Source organism: Prosthecobacter sp. (assembly GCF_044222565.1).
Taxonomy (GTDB): domain Bacteria; phylum Verrucomicrobiota; class Verrucomicrobiia; order Verrucomicrobiales; family Verrucomicrobiaceae; genus Prosthecobacter.
The window spans coordinates 21,156-36,842 of the sequence record NZ_JBGANA010000041.1 but is presented as its reverse complement, the minus strand read 5'-3'; the positions used below and the strand labels follow the sequence as shown (position 1 = coordinate 36,842).

The 15,687-nt window shown below is 60.7% G+C and carries 17 protein-coding genes and 1 pseudogene; 7 read left to right on the top strand and 11 right to left on the bottom strand.

Annotation, left to right across the window (positions count from 1 at the left end):
- Positions 1 to 324: pseudogene (locus ACILSR_RS31920) on the top strand (alkaline phosphatase family protein); the annotation flags it as partial.
- 161 nt (positions 325 to 485) lie between these two features.
- Here ACILSR_RS31920 and thiS read toward each other — a convergent pair.
- From thiS to ACILSR_RS31905, 3 genes are all read right to left on the bottom strand, one after another.
- Complete coding sequence (gene thiS / locus ACILSR_RS31915) at positions 486 to 686, bottom strand: sulfur carrier protein ThiS (RefSeq protein WP_395753880.1); 201 nt, start codon at positions 684 to 686, stop codon at positions 486 to 488.
- 14 nt (positions 687 to 700) lie between these two features.
- On the bottom strand, positions 701 to 1,840 hold the full coding sequence (gene thiH / locus ACILSR_RS31910; RefSeq protein ID WP_395753879.1) for a 2-iminoacetate synthase ThiH: 1,140 nt from the start codon (positions 1,838 to 1,840) through the stop codon (positions 701 to 703).
- A gap of 117 nt (positions 1,841 to 1,957) precedes the next feature.
- On the bottom strand, positions 1,958 to 2,305 hold the full coding sequence (locus tag ACILSR_RS31905) for a VOC family protein (RefSeq protein WP_395753878.1): 348 nt from the start codon (positions 2,303 to 2,305) through the stop codon (positions 1,958 to 1,960).
- 78 nt (positions 2,306 to 2,383) lie between these two features.
- Between ACILSR_RS31905 and dacB the strand changes: the two genes are divergently transcribed.
- Positions 2,384 to 3,859, top strand: a complete 1,476-nt coding sequence (gene dacB, locus ACILSR_RS31900) for a D-alanyl-D-alanine carboxypeptidase/D-alanyl-D-alanine-endopeptidase (protein WP_395753877.1) — start codon at positions 2,384 to 2,386, stop codon at positions 3,857 to 3,859.
- Positions 3,860 to 3,946: 87 nt separating this feature from the next.
- On the opposite strand, the gene ACILSR_RS31895 is transcribed toward dacB, so the two are convergent.
- The 6 genes from ACILSR_RS31895 to ACILSR_RS31870 form a co-directional block, all read right to left on the bottom strand.
- Positions 3,947 to 4,579: a DUF1080 domain-containing protein gene (locus ACILSR_RS31895; RefSeq protein WP_395753876.1), complete on the bottom strand. Its 633-nt coding sequence runs from the start codon at positions 4,577 to 4,579 to the stop codon at positions 3,947 to 3,949.
- Between the two features lie 45 nt (positions 4,580 to 4,624).
- On the bottom strand, positions 4,625 to 5,257 hold the full coding sequence (locus tag ACILSR_RS31890) for a DUF1080 domain-containing protein (RefSeq protein WP_395753875.1): 633 nt from the start codon (positions 5,255 to 5,257) through the stop codon (positions 4,625 to 4,627).
- A gap of 61 nt (positions 5,258 to 5,318) precedes the next feature.
- Positions 5,319 to 5,795 (bottom strand): FKBP-type peptidyl-prolyl cis-trans isomerase, encoded by a 477-nt coding sequence (locus tag ACILSR_RS31885; RefSeq protein WP_395753874.1) that lies wholly within the window; start codon positions 5,793 to 5,795, stop codon positions 5,319 to 5,321.
- A 119-nt stretch (positions 5,796 to 5,914) separates the two neighbouring features.
- Positions 5,915 to 6,697 carry a zinc-dependent peptidase gene (locus tag ACILSR_RS31880; RefSeq protein ID WP_395753873.1) on the bottom strand — a complete coding sequence of 261 codons (783 nt, stop codon included), beginning with the start codon at positions 6,695 to 6,697 and terminating at the stop codon, positions 5,915 to 5,917.
- A 104-nt stretch (positions 6,698 to 6,801) separates the two neighbouring features.
- Entirely contained in the window at positions 6,802 to 7,278 is a 477-nt protein-coding gene (locus tag ACILSR_RS31875; protein WP_395753872.1) for a VOC family protein, read from the bottom strand.
- A gap of 220 nt (positions 7,279 to 7,498) precedes the next feature.
- Positions 7,499 to 8,077, bottom strand: a complete 579-nt coding sequence (locus ACILSR_RS31870; RefSeq protein ID WP_395753871.1) for a hypothetical protein — start codon at positions 8,075 to 8,077, stop codon at positions 7,499 to 7,501.
- A gap of 219 nt (positions 8,078 to 8,296) precedes the next feature.
- Here ACILSR_RS31870 and ACILSR_RS31865 point away from each other — a divergent pair, with 219 nt between their 5' ends.
- Together ACILSR_RS31865 and ACILSR_RS31860 are read left to right on the top strand one after the other, a co-directional pair.
- Complete coding sequence (locus ACILSR_RS31865) at positions 8,297 to 9,826, top strand: DUF1549 and DUF1553 domain-containing protein (protein ID WP_395753870.1); 1,530 nt, start codon at positions 8,297 to 8,299, stop codon at positions 9,824 to 9,826.
- Between the two features lie 24 nt (positions 9,827 to 9,850).
- Complete coding sequence (locus ACILSR_RS31860) at positions 9,851 to 11,212, top strand: DUF1501 domain-containing protein (RefSeq protein WP_395753869.1); 1,362 nt, start codon at positions 9,851 to 9,853, stop codon at positions 11,210 to 11,212.
- A 196-nt stretch (positions 11,213 to 11,408) separates the two neighbouring features.
- Here ACILSR_RS31860 and ACILSR_RS31855 read toward each other — a convergent pair whose 3' ends face one another.
- Complete coding sequence (locus ACILSR_RS31855) at positions 11,409 to 11,978, bottom strand: hypothetical protein (protein ID WP_395753868.1); 570 nt, start codon at positions 11,976 to 11,978, stop codon at positions 11,409 to 11,411.
- Positions 11,979 to 12,124: 146 nt separating this feature from the next.
- Here ACILSR_RS31855 and ACILSR_RS31850 point away from each other — a divergent pair, with 146 nt between their 5' ends.
- The 3 genes from ACILSR_RS31850 (at position 12,125) to ACILSR_RS31840 (ending at position 14,672) form a co-directional block, all read left to right on the top strand.
- On the top strand, positions 12,125 to 13,036 hold the full coding sequence (locus tag ACILSR_RS31850; protein ID WP_395753867.1) for a hypothetical protein: 912 nt from the start codon (positions 12,125 to 12,127) through the stop codon (positions 13,034 to 13,036).
- Between the two features lie 79 nt (positions 13,037 to 13,115).
- Positions 13,116 to 13,853, top strand: coding sequence for a hypothetical protein (locus ACILSR_RS31845; RefSeq protein WP_395753866.1), 738 nt, complete (start codon positions 13,116 to 13,118; stop codon positions 13,851 to 13,853).
- A gap of 360 nt (positions 13,854 to 14,213) precedes the next feature.
- Positions 14,214 to 14,672 carry a hypothetical protein gene (locus ACILSR_RS31840; RefSeq protein ID WP_395753865.1) on the top strand — a complete coding sequence of 153 codons (459 nt, stop codon included), beginning with the start codon at positions 14,214 to 14,216 and terminating at the stop codon, positions 14,670 to 14,672.
- A gap of 52 nt (positions 14,673 to 14,724) precedes the next feature.
- Here the strand turns inward: ACILSR_RS31840 and ACILSR_RS31835 are convergent, their stop codons facing one another.
- Complete coding sequence (locus tag ACILSR_RS31835) at positions 14,725 to 15,459, bottom strand: hypothetical protein (RefSeq protein WP_395753864.1); 735 nt, start codon at positions 15,457 to 15,459, stop codon at positions 14,725 to 14,727.
- Between the last annotated feature and the right edge of the window lie 228 nt (positions 15,460 to 15,687).

Below are 15,687 nucleotides of genomic sequence, written 5' to 3'. Positions count from 1 at the left end.
TGCGTGGACATCCACCGCAAATGTGGCTACGACCCCGCCGAGCTCTTTGTCGATCCTAAGATCAAATGGCCCAAGCTCAAGATCGGCTCCAAGCTCGCTAAAAAAGCCCTCGGCCAGCGCATGCTCATGGACGTCATCCCCCTCGACGCCACCCTCGTCAAAGGCTCCCACGGCCGCATCCCCGAAGACCGCGCCGACTGGCCCGTTCTCATCGGCGACTTCGACCAGCTCCCCCGCACCGGCATCCTCTCCGCCCACGAAGTGTGCAATCACCTCTTCCGCCTTTGCTCCAGCGGCCACGGCTACGCCGGCGTCTCCCGCTAACCCAAAATCGTCCTCGTCCTCCTACTCGAACTCGTCCTCGATCAAGTCGCTCCGCTTCATCAAGACACTTTCGAGTCACAATCCCATCTCCGCCGCTGCGTCAGCCTCTTCTCTCATAGTTCGGGCTTCACTTCGCAGCAGACCGTCCGGTCCCCAGCCTCCTACCCCCCCGCCGTGATCTGCACCACCTCGATCACATCCCCCTCACTCACGCTCGCCCCCTCAATCTCCCTCGGCAGCAGCGCCCTCTGATTCTGCTCCACCACCACAGGCTTGCCACCCAGCCCGATGCTTTCCAGCAGCGACCTCACCGTCAACGGTCCCGTCACTTCACGCTTCTCTCCATTCAAAGTAATCTTCATGGTCTTCTAAAAAACTACGCAGTCATCGTCGCCAAAATCGACGCATCCCAATCCTTCCACACCGGGTCCAGCCCCTGCTTCCTCAGCATCTCCGCCACACTCTGCGGCGACCTCTGATCCGCGATGCCAAACTGCCCCTCGGCACGATTCGTCTCCGCTTTCTCAGCCACCTCCACGCGCTTTCCTTTCACCGTGAGGTGCAGGTCCTCAGAGCCAGCACCCGTGTAGCCTCCCGGCTCCGTATGGCTGCCCGCGCTCATCACCGTCACACCCAGCGGTGCCAACGCATCGCGCAGCGGCGCAGGCTCACGCGTGCTCAAAATCACACCCACTTCAGGGAAGATGATTCGAAAGGCACAGATCGTCTGCACCAGCGCCCAGTCCGGAAAATCCGTCATCGGTGTGAAACCACCCGCCGCAGGCCGCAGCCGGGGAAACGCTACCGTGAAGGTCGATTTCCAGCAATGTTTATAAAGATGCTCCAGATGCGCCGCCAGTCGCAGCGCCTCCAGGCGCCAGTCACTCAGGCCAAACAACGCCCCGATGCCGATGCGTCGAAACCCACCCGTATACCCGCGCTCCGGACACGCCAGCCGCCAGTCAAAATCCTTCTTCGGCCCCGCCGTGTGCATGTCCTTGTAAATCTCGCGGTCATAGGTCTCCTGATACACCACCAGGCCCTCCGCTCCCGCTTTGACCATGCGCTCATATTCCGGCGCCTCCATCGGCCCCACTTCGATCCCGATCGTCGGCACAAACTCGCGAATCGCTCGGATGCACTCCTCCAGGTAGCCATCACTCACAAACTTCGGATGCTCGCCCGCCACCAGCAGGATGTTGCGAAAGCCCTGCGCCACCAGATGCTTCGCCTCCGCCACGACTTGGTCCACTGTCAGCGTCACACGTAGGATGGCATTGTTGTCGCGTGAAAAGCCGCAGTAGCTGCAGTTGTTCACGCACTCATTGGAAACATACAGCGGCGCAAACAGTCGCATTGTCCGTCCAAAATTCCGCCGCGTGATCATCCGCGACTCCTTGGCCATCGCCTCGATCTGCGCCGGCCCCTTTGGCTCCAGCAACGTCGCAAACCGCTCCATCAGCGGCGTCTTGCGCGCAGGGAGTGCATCGAGCGTGGGAATGAAGGAGGTATGCATCTGGGGGGCGTTTCATATAATACGTCCCCCGCGAGATGCAATGGTCAGCCATGGGGAAGAGGAAATGCCGGATCATCCTCCGCCCGTTCCTTCCCCCCTCGGTCATTCGTCATTCCTTCACCCCAGGTACTGCGTCATAAACACCTCGTTCCCCTCAGCATCACGGAACACACCCAGCAAAATAGGCTCTCCATCCCGCTGCTCCGGTGCCTGCAAAATCTTCGCCCCCGCATCGGCAATCTTTTCCGCCATCGCCAGTACATCCTCATATTGAAAGCTCAGTCCCGTGGGATTTCGGGATCCATCGTGCCCGCCATGCAGTGCGATGATCGCATCTCCAAACCGCAGTTCCGTCCAGAAATCGCTCACAAAAATCTCATCGAGGCCGATCACATCACGGTAAAAACTCACCGCGCGCTTCATGTCAGCCGCCATCAGCATGAACTTCACTTTTTCCGGTTTCATGCGCCCAAACTGTCCTCGTGCCTCCAAACTGCAAGCACCATGCTTGGCGCTGCCCGCTTTCAGGTTACACTGAGTCCCATGTGGAAAAACATCCTCATCCTCCTTCTCGCCTCCGCGCTGACCGGCCTGCTGTTCATTCATTACAGGGAGACGCCTCTTCAAGCTGCCGCACCATTTAAGGCTCCGCCTCCAAAGCTGCCCGCACCAATCGCAACCGCACCTGCGGTCCTCGCTCCTGTTGCACCACCGCCCCCAATTGCCCCCGAACCATCGTCACCTCCTCTACACCCCGTCTCAGTATTACTTCAGGAGGCCCGTGCCAATCCCGCTCTCGCGGGCGCTGCCATCGGCTTCTCCCTCCTCGACAGCAAAGGAGAAGTCGTGCTCGACGAAAACGCCACCACGGCCTTCATCCCGGCCTCCAGTCTCAAGACTCTCACCACCGCCACAGCCTTGGAGATTCTCGGACCTGACTTTCATTTTACCACCGAGCTCAAATCCACCGCTCCCATTCAAAGCGGCATCCTCAAAGGCGACCTCATTCTCGTAGGAGGCGGCGATCCCATGTTAAAGTTGGACGACCTCAAAGCCATGGCCGCCGAACTAAAAAAGCGCGGCCTCATGCGTGTAACGGGCGGCGTTCGCACGGACGCCACCCTTTTCCCCGGCAGCCTCTACGGAGACTTCTGGAACTGGGGCGACATTGGCAACGGCTACGGTAGTGGAGTGGCCGGTTTGAATCTCAATCACAACCGCTATATCGTTGCATTCAATGCAGGTTCGGAAGTCGGCTCTCCGGCGCAGATCCTCGGCATCAATCTGGAAGTGCCAGGTGCCATCTGGAACAACGAGGTTACCACCGGTCCCGAGGACTCCGGCGATGGCGCGGTCATCCATGGCGGTGAAAAAACCGAGGAGATTTTTCTGCGCGGCACCGTGCCTCTGGGTGCCACGAAGTTCAAAGTCCAGGGCGCCGTGCCAGATCCCGCACGTTTCGCCGCTTATCATCTCCGCGCCGCACTGCAGGCCGTCGGCATTCAAGTGAGCGACCACACCGGAATGGCTCCCGTCACTCATTCATTGCTGAAGCACGACTCCCCGCCGCTGCTCGCCATCATTAAAAGCATCCACGCCACATCGGACAATCACGAAACCGAATGCGTCTTCCGCATGCTCGGCATCAAGGCCGGAAAACCCTCTGCAGAGGTCGTCCTGGAGCACTGGAAAACGCGCAGCCTCGACTTCACCGGCCTGCGCATGGAAGACGGTTGTGGCCTCGCCCGCGCTGATTTCATACGCCCGCTCGATCTCGCCCGTCTGCAATACTTCGCCGGCACCGGCCCGCAGGGCGCTGCCTACAAAGCTTCTCTTCTGGCCAAAGACGGACTCATCTGGAAAGGCGGCGCCATGTCAGGCATCCGCACCTTCACCGGCTACGCGCAGAGCAAATCTGGCGAAGAATACTGCTACGCCCTCATGATCAATCACTACTCCGATGGCGACGCCGTCTCCGAACTCAGCCATGCCGTGATGGATGCGATGATGGATTTGTAGAAGAATCCGAGGTCAAGGCGACGGCAGGTCTCGTGCTTCCGAACCTCCGACGTGCCACCACTCGACGCGCAGCCCTTGACCTTCCCCCTACTTCAGCTCCCGAATCCTCAGATTCCGGAACCGGTACGTCTGCCCCTTCTCCCCGTGATGCTGAATGCCGATCACACCGCTTGTGGTCTTGTCATCTTCTACATCGGTCGTCAGCACACCATTCACGAAAATCTTGAGGCTCTTGCCACGGCATTCAATGCGGTAGGTGTTCCAGTCATTGCGCTTGAAGGCGGTTTCGGCCCGCGCGCGGAAGGCCGCTTCACTTACCTTGTTCCCTTTGATCGGGCTGATGAACCACGCCCGCCCGCCGGCCTCCTGCAGTCCTCCGGACCACTGCCGCGCATCGTCCCCATCCACCTCGGCCTGATACCCCGTGACCTTGTTCTTCTCCGCATGCGCGCGAAACATAAAGCCGCTGTTCGCCTTGCCGGGTGGGATGAAGACATCTCCCTCAAAGACAAAGTCCCCGTAGGTCTTCTCCGTCACCAGGAAAAACTTGTCCTCGCTGCTCAGGCGGATTTCGCCGTCCACCACATCCACCTGTCCCCATTCAAAAGGGTTCTTCCAGCCCGCAAGCGTCTTTCCGTCAAACAACGGCATAAAGTCCTCCGCCAATGCAGAAAACGAAAAAGCCAGGGTAAGAAGTGCGGAAAAAAAGTGATGCTTCATGGCGGGAAAGTCATCTGTGACGGTTTTGTCCGTGTCGCCGCAGTTCTACTTCAGCTCCTGAATCTTCAGATTCCGAAACTTATACGTCTGCCCCTTCTCCCCGTGATGTTGAATGGCGATCACGCCCGTCGCATCCTTGTCATCTTCCACATCCGTGGTCAGCACACCGTTCACAAAAATTTTCAGATGCTTGCCTCGGCACTCGATGCGGTAGGTGTTCCAGTCGTTGCGCTTGAAGGCATCTCCGGCACGCGCACGGAAGGCATCTTCGCTTTCCTTGTTTCCCTTGATCGGGCTGATGAACCACATGCGGCGTCCTTCATCATACAGGCCGCCGGACCACTTGCGCTTCGCATCACCATCCACTTCGGCCTGGTATCCATAGACCTTGTTCTTCTCCACGTGCGCGCGGAACATGAAACCGCTGTTTGCCTGGCCCTCCGGCAGCAGGATGTCTCCTTCGAAGATGAAGTCTCCATAGCTCTTCTCCGTCACCACAAAAAACTTCTTCTCCCCCGTGAGATGGATCTCTCCATTCACGATGTCGATCTGGCCCCAGTCATACGGATTCTTCCACCCGGTCAGAGTCTTGCCGTCAAACAGAGGCACAAAGTCAGCCGCAAATGCGGTAATCGAGACAGCCAGGGCGAGCGTGGCGAGGAGGAGGCGTGATTTCATGGGGGAGTTCGTGTGGAAAGGTTGGAGAGTTGGGATTCAGAAAAGAGAAAGGGTCATTGTTTCACTGCGCGCCGTTGACGGAGATCAGCGCCACTTTGAAAATCAGATCGCTGTTCGGCGGGATTTTCTCACCCGCACCCTGGCTGCCGTAGCCGAGGCGCGCGGGAATGTGGAGCAGCCACTGGTCTCCGGGCTTCATGAGCTGCAGCGCCTCCGTCCAGCCCGGGATCACCTGATTCACCCCCAAAGTCAGCGGCTGTCCGCGATCCAGTGAACTGTCAAAGACCGTGCCATTGGTCAGCATGCCGATATAGTGCACCGTCACGGTGTCTGTTGCCGTTGGCGAGCGTCCGCCTGCAGGTCCGCTTGTGATCACCTGATACTGCAGACCGCTCGCCGTCGTGATCCGGTCTGTGGAGTTTGCAGCAGGTTGCGTGCTGTCCTTTGTCGTCTTCTTCGGTTCGGATTTCGTCTGGCATGCCGCGATCAAAAGCAGCGACGCGGCGGAAAGAGACAATGACAAGAACGAGAGTTTCATGGTGGCTGGCTGCAGTTGGGTTGGGTAGGGTGGTGCCTCCGCCTTGGCGTGAGACTCTGGTAGAAGTGGCCGGGAACGGCCCCTCCGCAACAGGGATGCTCACTCCACCCTGCGCCGCCTCAATTCTCCTGCCACCACCCCCGAGGGTCCAGGTGGTAGAACCTGCTCAGTTCCCCGAACATCTCCGGCCTTTCTTCAAACAACTGCTGCGGCCTTTCAAAGAATGTCTCCGTGGCCACGGCAAAGAACTCCGCTGGATTGGTTGCGCCATAGGCATCCAGAACCTTTTCGGTTCCCTCCTCCGTGCGCTGCAGGAAGTCGGCATAGTTCTCATGAAACACCCGCGACCACTTCCGGTAGGCAGCGCCGCTGGGCAGGGCAGGGGCGCCGTCCGTCGGCCCATCTTCGTGATCCAGCTGGTGTGCAAATTCATGGAAGGTCACATTGTCGCCGTCATCCATGTAGCGTGCCCCCTGGACCACCGAGTCCCAGGCAAGCACAACCGTGCCCCAGCCCGAGGACTCTCCCAGCCGCCGCACATTGCCTTCAGTGACGATGCCGTGTGCGTCCGTCTGTTTTCTGACAGAGCTGAAGGTCGTGGGGTAAATGTACACAGCACTCAGCTTGGGATAAGGTCTGCCCTCCCGGCGCAGCACCAGCAGGCAGGCCTGCGCCGCCACCGTCAGGATCATCTCCTCCGTCAGCTCCAGCCCGCCACAGCCTTCAAACCGGATCGTGGCGATGAACTGCGCGATCCTTCCGTGCAGCCGCTGCCGAAGATCCTCCGGCAGCCGTGCATACAGCGGCACATTCTTCTTCAAGACTTCGATCCATTCTTCATGGAACACCGCCTCTTCATGGGGCCCGCCACCAAACCATGTCTTGAGTCTCTCCCAGATCATGGGGGCCATGGTAAGCCATGCTGCTCCCGCCGCCAGAGCATTTGCTGCGCCCGCATGTCCGCACAAAGCAGAACTCTACGCATCAATGCCAAGCAGGGTGCTGCCTAAGCATCACCCGCCGCACGCTCAATCGCAGCAATGTCAATCTTCACCATCTCCGTCATCGCCTTCATCGCGCGGTGGGCGCGGGCGGTGTCAGGATCGCGCAGCAGCTCCAGCATGCGCGTCGGCGTGATCTGCCAGAACAAACCGAACTTGTCCTTGAGCCAGCCGCAGGCCACGGCCTCTCCGCCATTGGTGGTCAGCGCTTCCCAGAGCCGGTCCGTCTCGGCCTGGTTCTCGGTTTGAATCATGAACGACACCGCCTCCGTGAAGGTGAAGCCAGGCGTGTTCAGCGCGACGTAGGAGATGCCCGCCAGCGTGAACTCCACCACCAACACCGTGCCCGTGGGGCCACCGGGGGTGTCCATGGGAGAGTGCGTGACGCGATCGATGCGCGAGTCTGGCAGCAGCGACGTGTAGAATTCGGCAGCTTCCAAGGCTTTGCCGTCAAAGGAGAGAAAAGGAGTGACTTTTTGCATGGCGTAATGGCGCGGTGAAAGGTGGGGTGCGGTTTGTCACCCGACTATTCGCAAATGGAGCAGGCATCAGGCGGCCGTAAAGGCCGAGGGTTGTCGACACCCATTTCTTCGTCTCTCGCATGAAGGGATAAAAGCAAAGCCACGGCGTCCTCCGCAGCCAGACGCCCCAAGAGGCGGACTTCGCTTCAGTGCGCCGGGCTGCGGAATGAATTCCACGCGCTCACTTCGATTCAGCGCACCAGGCGTTCAGCGTGTTTTCCAGCGCCTGTTTTGCCACAGACGTGTCGAGAGCGGGATCCTCTTTAGCGAGCTCTTCCAGCACCACCTCGGGAATGATCTTCGTGACGGCCATGATGAGCGGGGCAAGCTCCTTCAGATGGCGCAGCGCGGTGTCTGCCAGGGCCTGCTCCTTCAGCGCCAGCGCGGTGGTGTGCAGCATCTCGTAGGAGACGCAGCCGAGGGAGATGGCGGTGTAGTTGTCCCGCAGAATGCGGGAGAGGGGATGTTTGCGCACCTTGCCATACAGTCCTGCAAGGGCACCGGTGACGGTGGTCACGGCTTCCTTCAGAGATGCGCCCACGCCGCCACCCAGAGCTTCCGCATGCCGTTCCATCGTCGTGCGCTGCGCCGCCAGAGTGCTGTGCATGCGCTCGATGAGCTCATGCGCCGCGGGATGGGCGCGCACGTCATCATCCTTCCGCTGCTGGTCAAAAGCCCCCTCGATGTGCTTTGCCATCGCGGCAGTGTCGTTCACATACATGCGGAGATTGTCGGCGTGAGTGTCAGTGGTGGAGGTCATGGATCTGTGGATTAAGGTTGGGGTTTCCAGATCATCGTGAACGAAGCCCACAGCGGATGGGCTGGTCGGCATCGGTTCATCCCCCTAGATCACCCTCAGAAAGATGCAGTCAGGCGCGCTCGTTTCTATGCCTGCCGCCAGTTCGCTCGAGGTTCTTCTCTCTGCTTGAGGGGAAAACTTCGCCGCATACTGGCTCAACCTTTTTTGGAAAGCACAACCATGCGCCGCCTGCTCCGCTCTCTCATCGTGCTTGTACTCGCCGTCGCAGTGGACACCCCATCCCATGCGGCCGATGCCGCCGCAGAACTCGCGGCATTGATCGACCAGCAGATCGACACGCAGCTGCGTAACGAAAAAGCGCAGCCCGCAGCTCTCGCAGATGATGCGGAGTTCATCCGCCGCATTTACCTGGATCTCCACGGCACCGTTCCCACGCTGGAGCAGACGCGTCACTTTCTGGCTGATGCCACACCGGACAAGCGTGCGCGACTGGTGGACGCCCTCCTGGCAGATGAAAGCTATGGCCGCTACATGGCGGACATGTGGCAGGCCTACCTGATGTCTCCGCTCGCGGATGAGATGGCCAAACGTTCGGATCTTTTTCGAGCCTGGCTGGCGGTGCAGTTCAACACACGGCGCTGGGACCAGATCGTCACCGATCTCCTCACCGCCACCGGCAGAATGGAAGACAATCCCGCGGTGACTTACCTCATCGAGGCCCGCCTGCCGCGCGCCGTCCCGGACCTCACCGATCTCACCAGCCGCTACTTCCTCGGCGTGCGGCTGAACTGCGCCCAGTGCCATGACCACCCCGTGGTAAAGTGGAAGCAGGAGGAGTTCTGGGGCATGGCGGCGTTCTTCACGCAGATCCAGACGCCGAAGCGCGCCAAGCAAGTCTATGAAAAAGGCGTGGTGGACGATCCCAGTCTCACGCTGGCCTCCCTCACCCAGGCGGGCAAGCCGGATGGCTTCATGCAGCTCACTCCCACCTTTCCCGGCGGCAAGGCATTGAACGCCGAAGCTGGGCAGACGCATCGCGCCGCGCTCGCCGCATGGATGACTGCGCCAGGGAATCCGTTTTTTGCGCGTGCGATGGCGAACCGCACCTGGTGGCGGCTTTTTGGCCGCGGCCTTGTTCAACCCGTGGATGACATGCACGAAGGAAATCCCCCCAGCCACTCGGTGCTGCTGGACGGGCTGGCGCGCCGCTTTGCAGCCTCAGGTTTTGATCTGAAGTTTCTCACCCGCGCCATCGTGCTGACGCGTGCCTACCAGCGCACCAGCCAGGGTGGGGCAGGGGACCTCGCCAGCAAGCAGACAGCGCTGTTTGGGCGCATGGCCGTCAAGGTGCTCTCAGCCGGCCAGCTCTATGATGCACTGGAAACCGTCTGCGGCTCACCCGGAAAAGTGTCGGGCATTGATACGAAACAGGGCGCGCGCTGGGAGTTTGTACAGTTCTTTGGCGAAAGCGGTGATCCCGATCCCACCGCCTACCGCCGCGGTATTCCGCACCTGCTGCGGCAGATGAACTCCGGACAGTTCTCCCTCTCCGCGCTGCAGTCGCCGCAGAGCGCAGGCGGCTCGGTCAGTATGCAGGACTCACTCGTATCCGATGTCTTCCTCACCTTCCTCTCCCGCCAGCCCTCGGCAGACGAGCGCCGTCAGGCCGTCGCATTCCTGAGCAAGGGCTCCCTGCGCGAGCTCGCGTGGGTGCTTATGATGACGAGCGAGTTCTCTCTCAATCACTGACGCTGACCCCTGACACAATCCATCATGAACACTCCGATTCCCAGGCGGCAATTTCTCAGCACCACCGGCACGACCATCGGCGCAGGCCTCCCGCTCAGCGGCTGGCTCGGCCGGCTGGCAGCAGCAGCTCCGGAAGGAAAACGTCCCAAAGCCTGCATCCTTCTGTGGATGGCGGGCGGCCCCAGCCACATCGACACCTTTGACCCAAAGCCGGACGCACCCGCGGATATTCGCGGAGAGTTCAGCGCCATCGAGACCTCCGTCTCCGGTATCCGCATCAGCGAGCACTTCCCCCGCTTCGCACAGCTCATGCAGCACGCAGCCATCCTGCGCGGGATGAGCACGCAGGAATCCGACCACAAGCTGGCCACCTACCAGCTGCACACCGGCTACCAGAATCGCGCCGGAGCCGTGTCGTTTCCCAGCTTTGGCGCATTGGTTTCCAAAGAACTCGGCAGGCAGGATGTCGCCCTGCCGAATTTCATCACCATCGGGCGCGGACCGCAGGAGGCGCTGACCTCAGGCTTTCTCGGGCCCGATCACCAGCCGCTCGCGGTGAACGATCCCATCCGCGGGCTGGACTTCGTGGAGCCTGCCGGTGAGCCCGCGCAGTTCCGTCGTCAGCTCGATCTCCTGCAGGGCTTCGACGCAGCCTTCCATTCCCGTTTCCAAAGCCCCGCCGCAGAGGCGCACCACAAGGCGGTGGAGCGCGCTGTACGGCTGATGAATTCGCAACAGAAGGAAGCCTTCGACCTCTCACGCGAGCCTGCCAGCATGCGCGATCTTTACAGCCCGCCCGCAGGTGCGCCTGGCTCTGCTCCTGCCGCCTCCGGTGGCAAGATGGGAAAAATGGTCAGCAGCGGCGCCAGCGCCGGCAGCTTTGGCCAGGGCTGCCTGATGGCGCGTCGTCTGGTGGAATCCGGCGTTCCCTTCGTGGAGGTGGTCATGGGAGACGGAGTGGGCTGGGACACCCACCGCGACAATTTTCCCCGCGTGCGCGCCCTTTCGCTGGAGTGCGATGCCGCCATGGCTGCGCTCGTGACCGATCTCAAAAGCCGCGGCCTGCTGGACTCCACGCTGGTGGTGTGGATGGGCGAGTTCGGCCGCACGCCCCAATGCACCGGCGGCGGGCGCAATCACTGGTCCAAGGCCTGGAGCACCGTCCTCATCGGCGGCGGCATCCGCGGCGGCCAGGTCGTCGGTCAGACTGACCGCGACGGCGCCACCGTGGTGGACCGCCCCATCAGCGTGCCCGATTTCCTCGCCACCATCTGCACCATCCTCGGCATCGACTACAAGCAGATCAACCGCCCGCCCGGCGTTGACCGCCCCATCCCCATCGTGGACACCAGCAAGGACGTGAAAGTCATCAGCGAGGTGATTTAGACCAGTTCTCGAAAAGATTGTCATATTGAACCGGCGAGCGCAGCGGCCCCAGTGGCAAGGCGGGAGCGCCGTCTGCTATTGAAGAATAACAGGCAAGCGACTAACGCAGCCAATGGTGCCGCTCCGCCGCCCGGGCAATGTGACAAGATTTTTGAGAGTTGGTCTAGCTCCCTTGAGCCGCCTACAGCGCGCCGCATCAGTCCTCGGCGTCTTTCTTCTCCTCCCGGTTCATCACGTGGCCGAAATGTTTGGCCGCGCATTTCGGGCAGATGCCGTGGGTGAACTGCACCTCAGATCTTGACGCCACGTATTCTTCAATCTGCTGCCACTCTCCGCTCTCGTCACGGATGTCCTTGCAGTGCGCGCACGTCGGCAGCAGCCCCTCCAGCGTGCGCACGCGGGCGCGCAGAGCCTGCGTCTGCTGCGAGAGCTTCCCGCACAGAAACGTGATGAAGAACAAAATCCCCAGCCGCAGGATCGCATTGATGACGGCCACGTGAAACGCATACGGAATGCCCCATGCATACTGGATGCAGAACCGGATGGTGCACAGCACCGCGCCCAGCCACATCGCGGTGCGCAGCCCGCAGTTCCACGCCATCAGCGCCACGGGAATGACGAACAGAAACGGAAAAAACACCACCGGCCCCGCCAGGAAGTCGCTGCACGCCATCAGCAGCGCCAGGCAAAACAACACCGCCCGGTTGTTCCAGGGATACCGTTCGAAAAAGTATTCAGACGGAGGTTGCGGTTGGGTTCCTGTCATGGCGTTGGCCCTTGAGAGAGAAAGAAGGAAGGGGAACACGCCCTGCACAAGTGCGGAATGACGCAGGCGGTTTTGAATCCGTCTCTAAAGCTTTGGCAGTTTAATAGCTCTTGCCTCGGGGGATGAATGAATAACTATTTAAGAAGATGCGCGCTTTGCCACTCAGCCTCTTCTGGATGTTTGCCACCCTGCTCATGGGCCAGCAGGCAGACCCCGCCGGCGAAAAACCTCGCCCGCCCCTCAGAGCCGCCGAACGACGGCCCGCCGAGGAGATCTTGAAGAATGCCTATCACCTGGAGCCGCACACCATCAAGGACGCCGCCGCGTTCAAAGCCTACGATGCCGAGATCATCGCCGTGTGGGAGGCCGCCAAAGAACGGCCCGAGGACTTCATCGCCGCGCTGAAAAAGATGCTGCCCGGGCAGGGCATGGTCCCCTACTTCTACTACGATGGCGCGCTGCTGCTGCTCACACTGCAGGAAACCCCGGAAAATCTCAAGCTCGCCGCCAGCTGCCTCGTCAAAGGAGATCCCCGGGACGTTCGCGGAGAGCCTCACCTCCGCACGTTGATCGACTTTGGCCGTCGCGGCCTCGATGTCAATGACGCAGCCCTGGAGATCCTCGACGTCGAAGACTATCAGGTCTTCCTGGTCGATCATGTCCTCAATCTCGGGCAGAACTACTGCTTCATCTACGCCGTCTCGCAGCTTCCCGTGGAGCGCGTGCTTGCCGCCGTGACCAAGCGCCTGGAAAAGCCCATGTCTGACACCAGCAAGGCCACGGTGGCGCTGTGGGCCTACTACATGGCCACCCCGGCAGCCAGCGACCTCCTGGTCAAGCTCGCTACCGAGCTGCCGAAGGACGAGAAGTATGATCAGCTGCGCCGCTACGCATCCAAAGTAAAGGCCGGAGTCAAAGCCGCACCCGATCAGCAAAAGCGGCTCGATGAACTCCGCGCCACCCGTCAAAAGACCTGGCAGCGCCTGTCGGACGAAGCCCTTGAAGAAGCCGACCAATACACCAACGAAATGCGCAAGCTCCTCGGGGACTCCGAGTGAGCGCGCCAAGTAGTCCTGTTCCTGCGGAACAGGCACACCCTCGCCCTCCCCAGCCCTCCCTCGCTTCTTAAATCCCACTATGAAGTCAATCTTGCTCGTTCTAGGCGGCACTCTTCTCTTTGTCGCATCCAGTTTCGCCGCAGATGCCGCCAAGCCCCGCGGCGAAGTGTTCCCCTTCGTCAAAGGCCACTACTGGCTCTATGACGGACAGGTCAAATTTGCCGCCGAAGGCAAAACCACGGAAAAGCAAATCACCGGCTGGCGTTCCGAGGTGATCGACACCGCCGAGGCTCCCACCTTCAAAGCAGCCCTGCTCAAAGGTCACCCCCACGATCTGGCGTGGTATTCGGACGAAACTAAACGCAGCGACACCATCGTCATCCTCACCTCCATCGGAGAGTTCCACGAAGTGACCGATGCAGAAAACCTCGCGCTGACCTTTCAAACCCTCAAATCAAGCGGCGTTCTTCCCGATAAACTCATCAGCCCCGACACGATCCTCTTCAAATTTCCGCCCAAGATCGGCGACCGCTTTGGCGATCCTGAACAGGTCAAGCTCGGCGCCCGCTACTGCTGGGCCGTCAGAGACGTCTCCACCGCAAAGCCCGACCCCGCCATCAAAGGCGCGCCCTCCGAAAAACGCCTCACCATCGGCCTCACCTTCCGCACCAGTCCCGACCACACGAATGTCCTCTTCGTCGCCGGCATCGGCATCACCTCCTACACCTACGTCCACCACGGCACCCCCGGCGACTGCGAGATGAGGCTCGTCGAATGCGGAGAATCTGGCGCTAAAGCTACCATCCCGTCAAAGTGAGGCCAAGGCAGCGAAATCACCCTCCCTCGGACGCCGTGCCATGCGAAGTTCTTCCTCTCACAGCGGTTGGCATCGGGAGATGTAGCGCGGAGCCGGACCGGAGACAGCCGAAGGCTATTCCAATACCGCGACGGTGCCGACTCGGTATCGGAATACCGAGCCTCATCCACGCATGTCCAGAAAAAGCTCTCTCGCTGGCCCAGCACCTCCGGCAGGAGTGGGATCATCCTGATCCCACGCACTTTCGCCTGGTCCATCGTTCCCAAAACAGAGGACAAAAGATATCACATATCGGCCCGGAGCGCCGCAACGGGTTGAATTTGCGGATGCGGACCTCCACTGGATGGCCGAGGGATTCGCATGAGATACTGGCTTTCCAAGCGCCGCATTGCCACGCGTGTGCCGTCTGAGCGTGGCTGCACGCACGATCCCTATTGCTGCTTCAGCCTCCTGCGCTGCCCGGCATGCAAGGAGATCTATCTGGCGGAGCTGGAGCTGGAGCGGCTCTACACACGTCGGGGGCTTCGGAAAGGGTCGCAGTGGCTCAACCGTTTTTTGGAGTCAGGTTGCCTCAAATGTGGTCACGTGGACACATCCGAGGGCTGTCGCGAGTGGTTCATGGATCTCGACGAAGTGCGAGCATCATGGTGGAAGTGGGCTCTGCCATCCCGCCTGCGCCGGAACCGGCACAAACGCGCTGTCATTGAAAGACGTCGGGAAAGCGCAATGACCATGGAGCAATCCACACCCACGCCTTGCGACGAGCGTTATATCTACGCTCCGACTCCTAAGATCTTTGTTGAGCTTTTCGACAGCTGAACCCCTTCGCTCTCATATCGACATCTGTCTTCGAGCCCGGCCTCTCTCCATTCTACCGCACCGCCTCCGCGCTCCAGATCTTGAGGTCGTCAAAGAAGCCGTCCTTGCCCATGCAGCCAAACTCCACCTTTGACTTCGTCGGGTGGGCGATGCCGGGGGACTGGAGGAAGGCCACGGGCTGGCCGTCGATGGAGGCGCGCATCGTGTCGCCCACGGTTTCGAGGGTGAAGCTGTGCCAGGCGTCGGGATCGAGGCTGAGCGGGAAGGAGACGTTTTTGCGGCCTTTCGGAGTCGGGGGCTCGCCGGTGGCGCCTTCGGGGCGGGCCTCGGCCAGGCCCTTCTGGTCCACGAGGATGATCTTGTCCGCCGCGATGCGCGCCATGCATAGGTGCCCGTAGTGCGAGCCGTTGAACTTGCGGTCGTCAAACTCCGCCGTCACCGACTGCGCCCCGCCGAGCCGGAAGCGGAACTCGATCACGCTGTCCTGTGTCGGGATGTCATTGCCGATCACCGCCTGATGCCCCTTCACCGGCGGCTTGCCATCCTTAGCCGGCGCGTCAAAGCGCATTTGCGTGCCCTTCAGCGCGCCGTTCTCCACCGAAAACGTCGGCACCACAATGGCCCAGCCCTTGTCCTTGCCCAGCTCCGCCCGCTGAAAGTCATCGGAAAAGAGCAGCTCTTTCTTCTTCGCCGTCGGCTCGGCAGGAATTGGGGGCAGCTTCGGCGCATCGGCGGCAAAGGTGGAGGCGGTGAGAAGACTGGCCAGGGTGAGGAAGCGGACGTTCATGGGGAGAGGGAACGCGTGGGGCACGGCGGTTTGTCAGCGCATTGTCGAAAAGGAAGGGCCGGACGTTGCCGGGCTCCGCCGCGTGCGAGTTGCGCAGGTGAGGAGCCATCTTTGATAGCGGTTCGCAAAACTCATTTCCGTTTAGCAGGTTGCTTCGTGCTCGAAAATCATGGGCTTCGACAGCGGCTGGCTGAGGACAGCCAGCCCTACCAGCGGTGGGCACGCGAG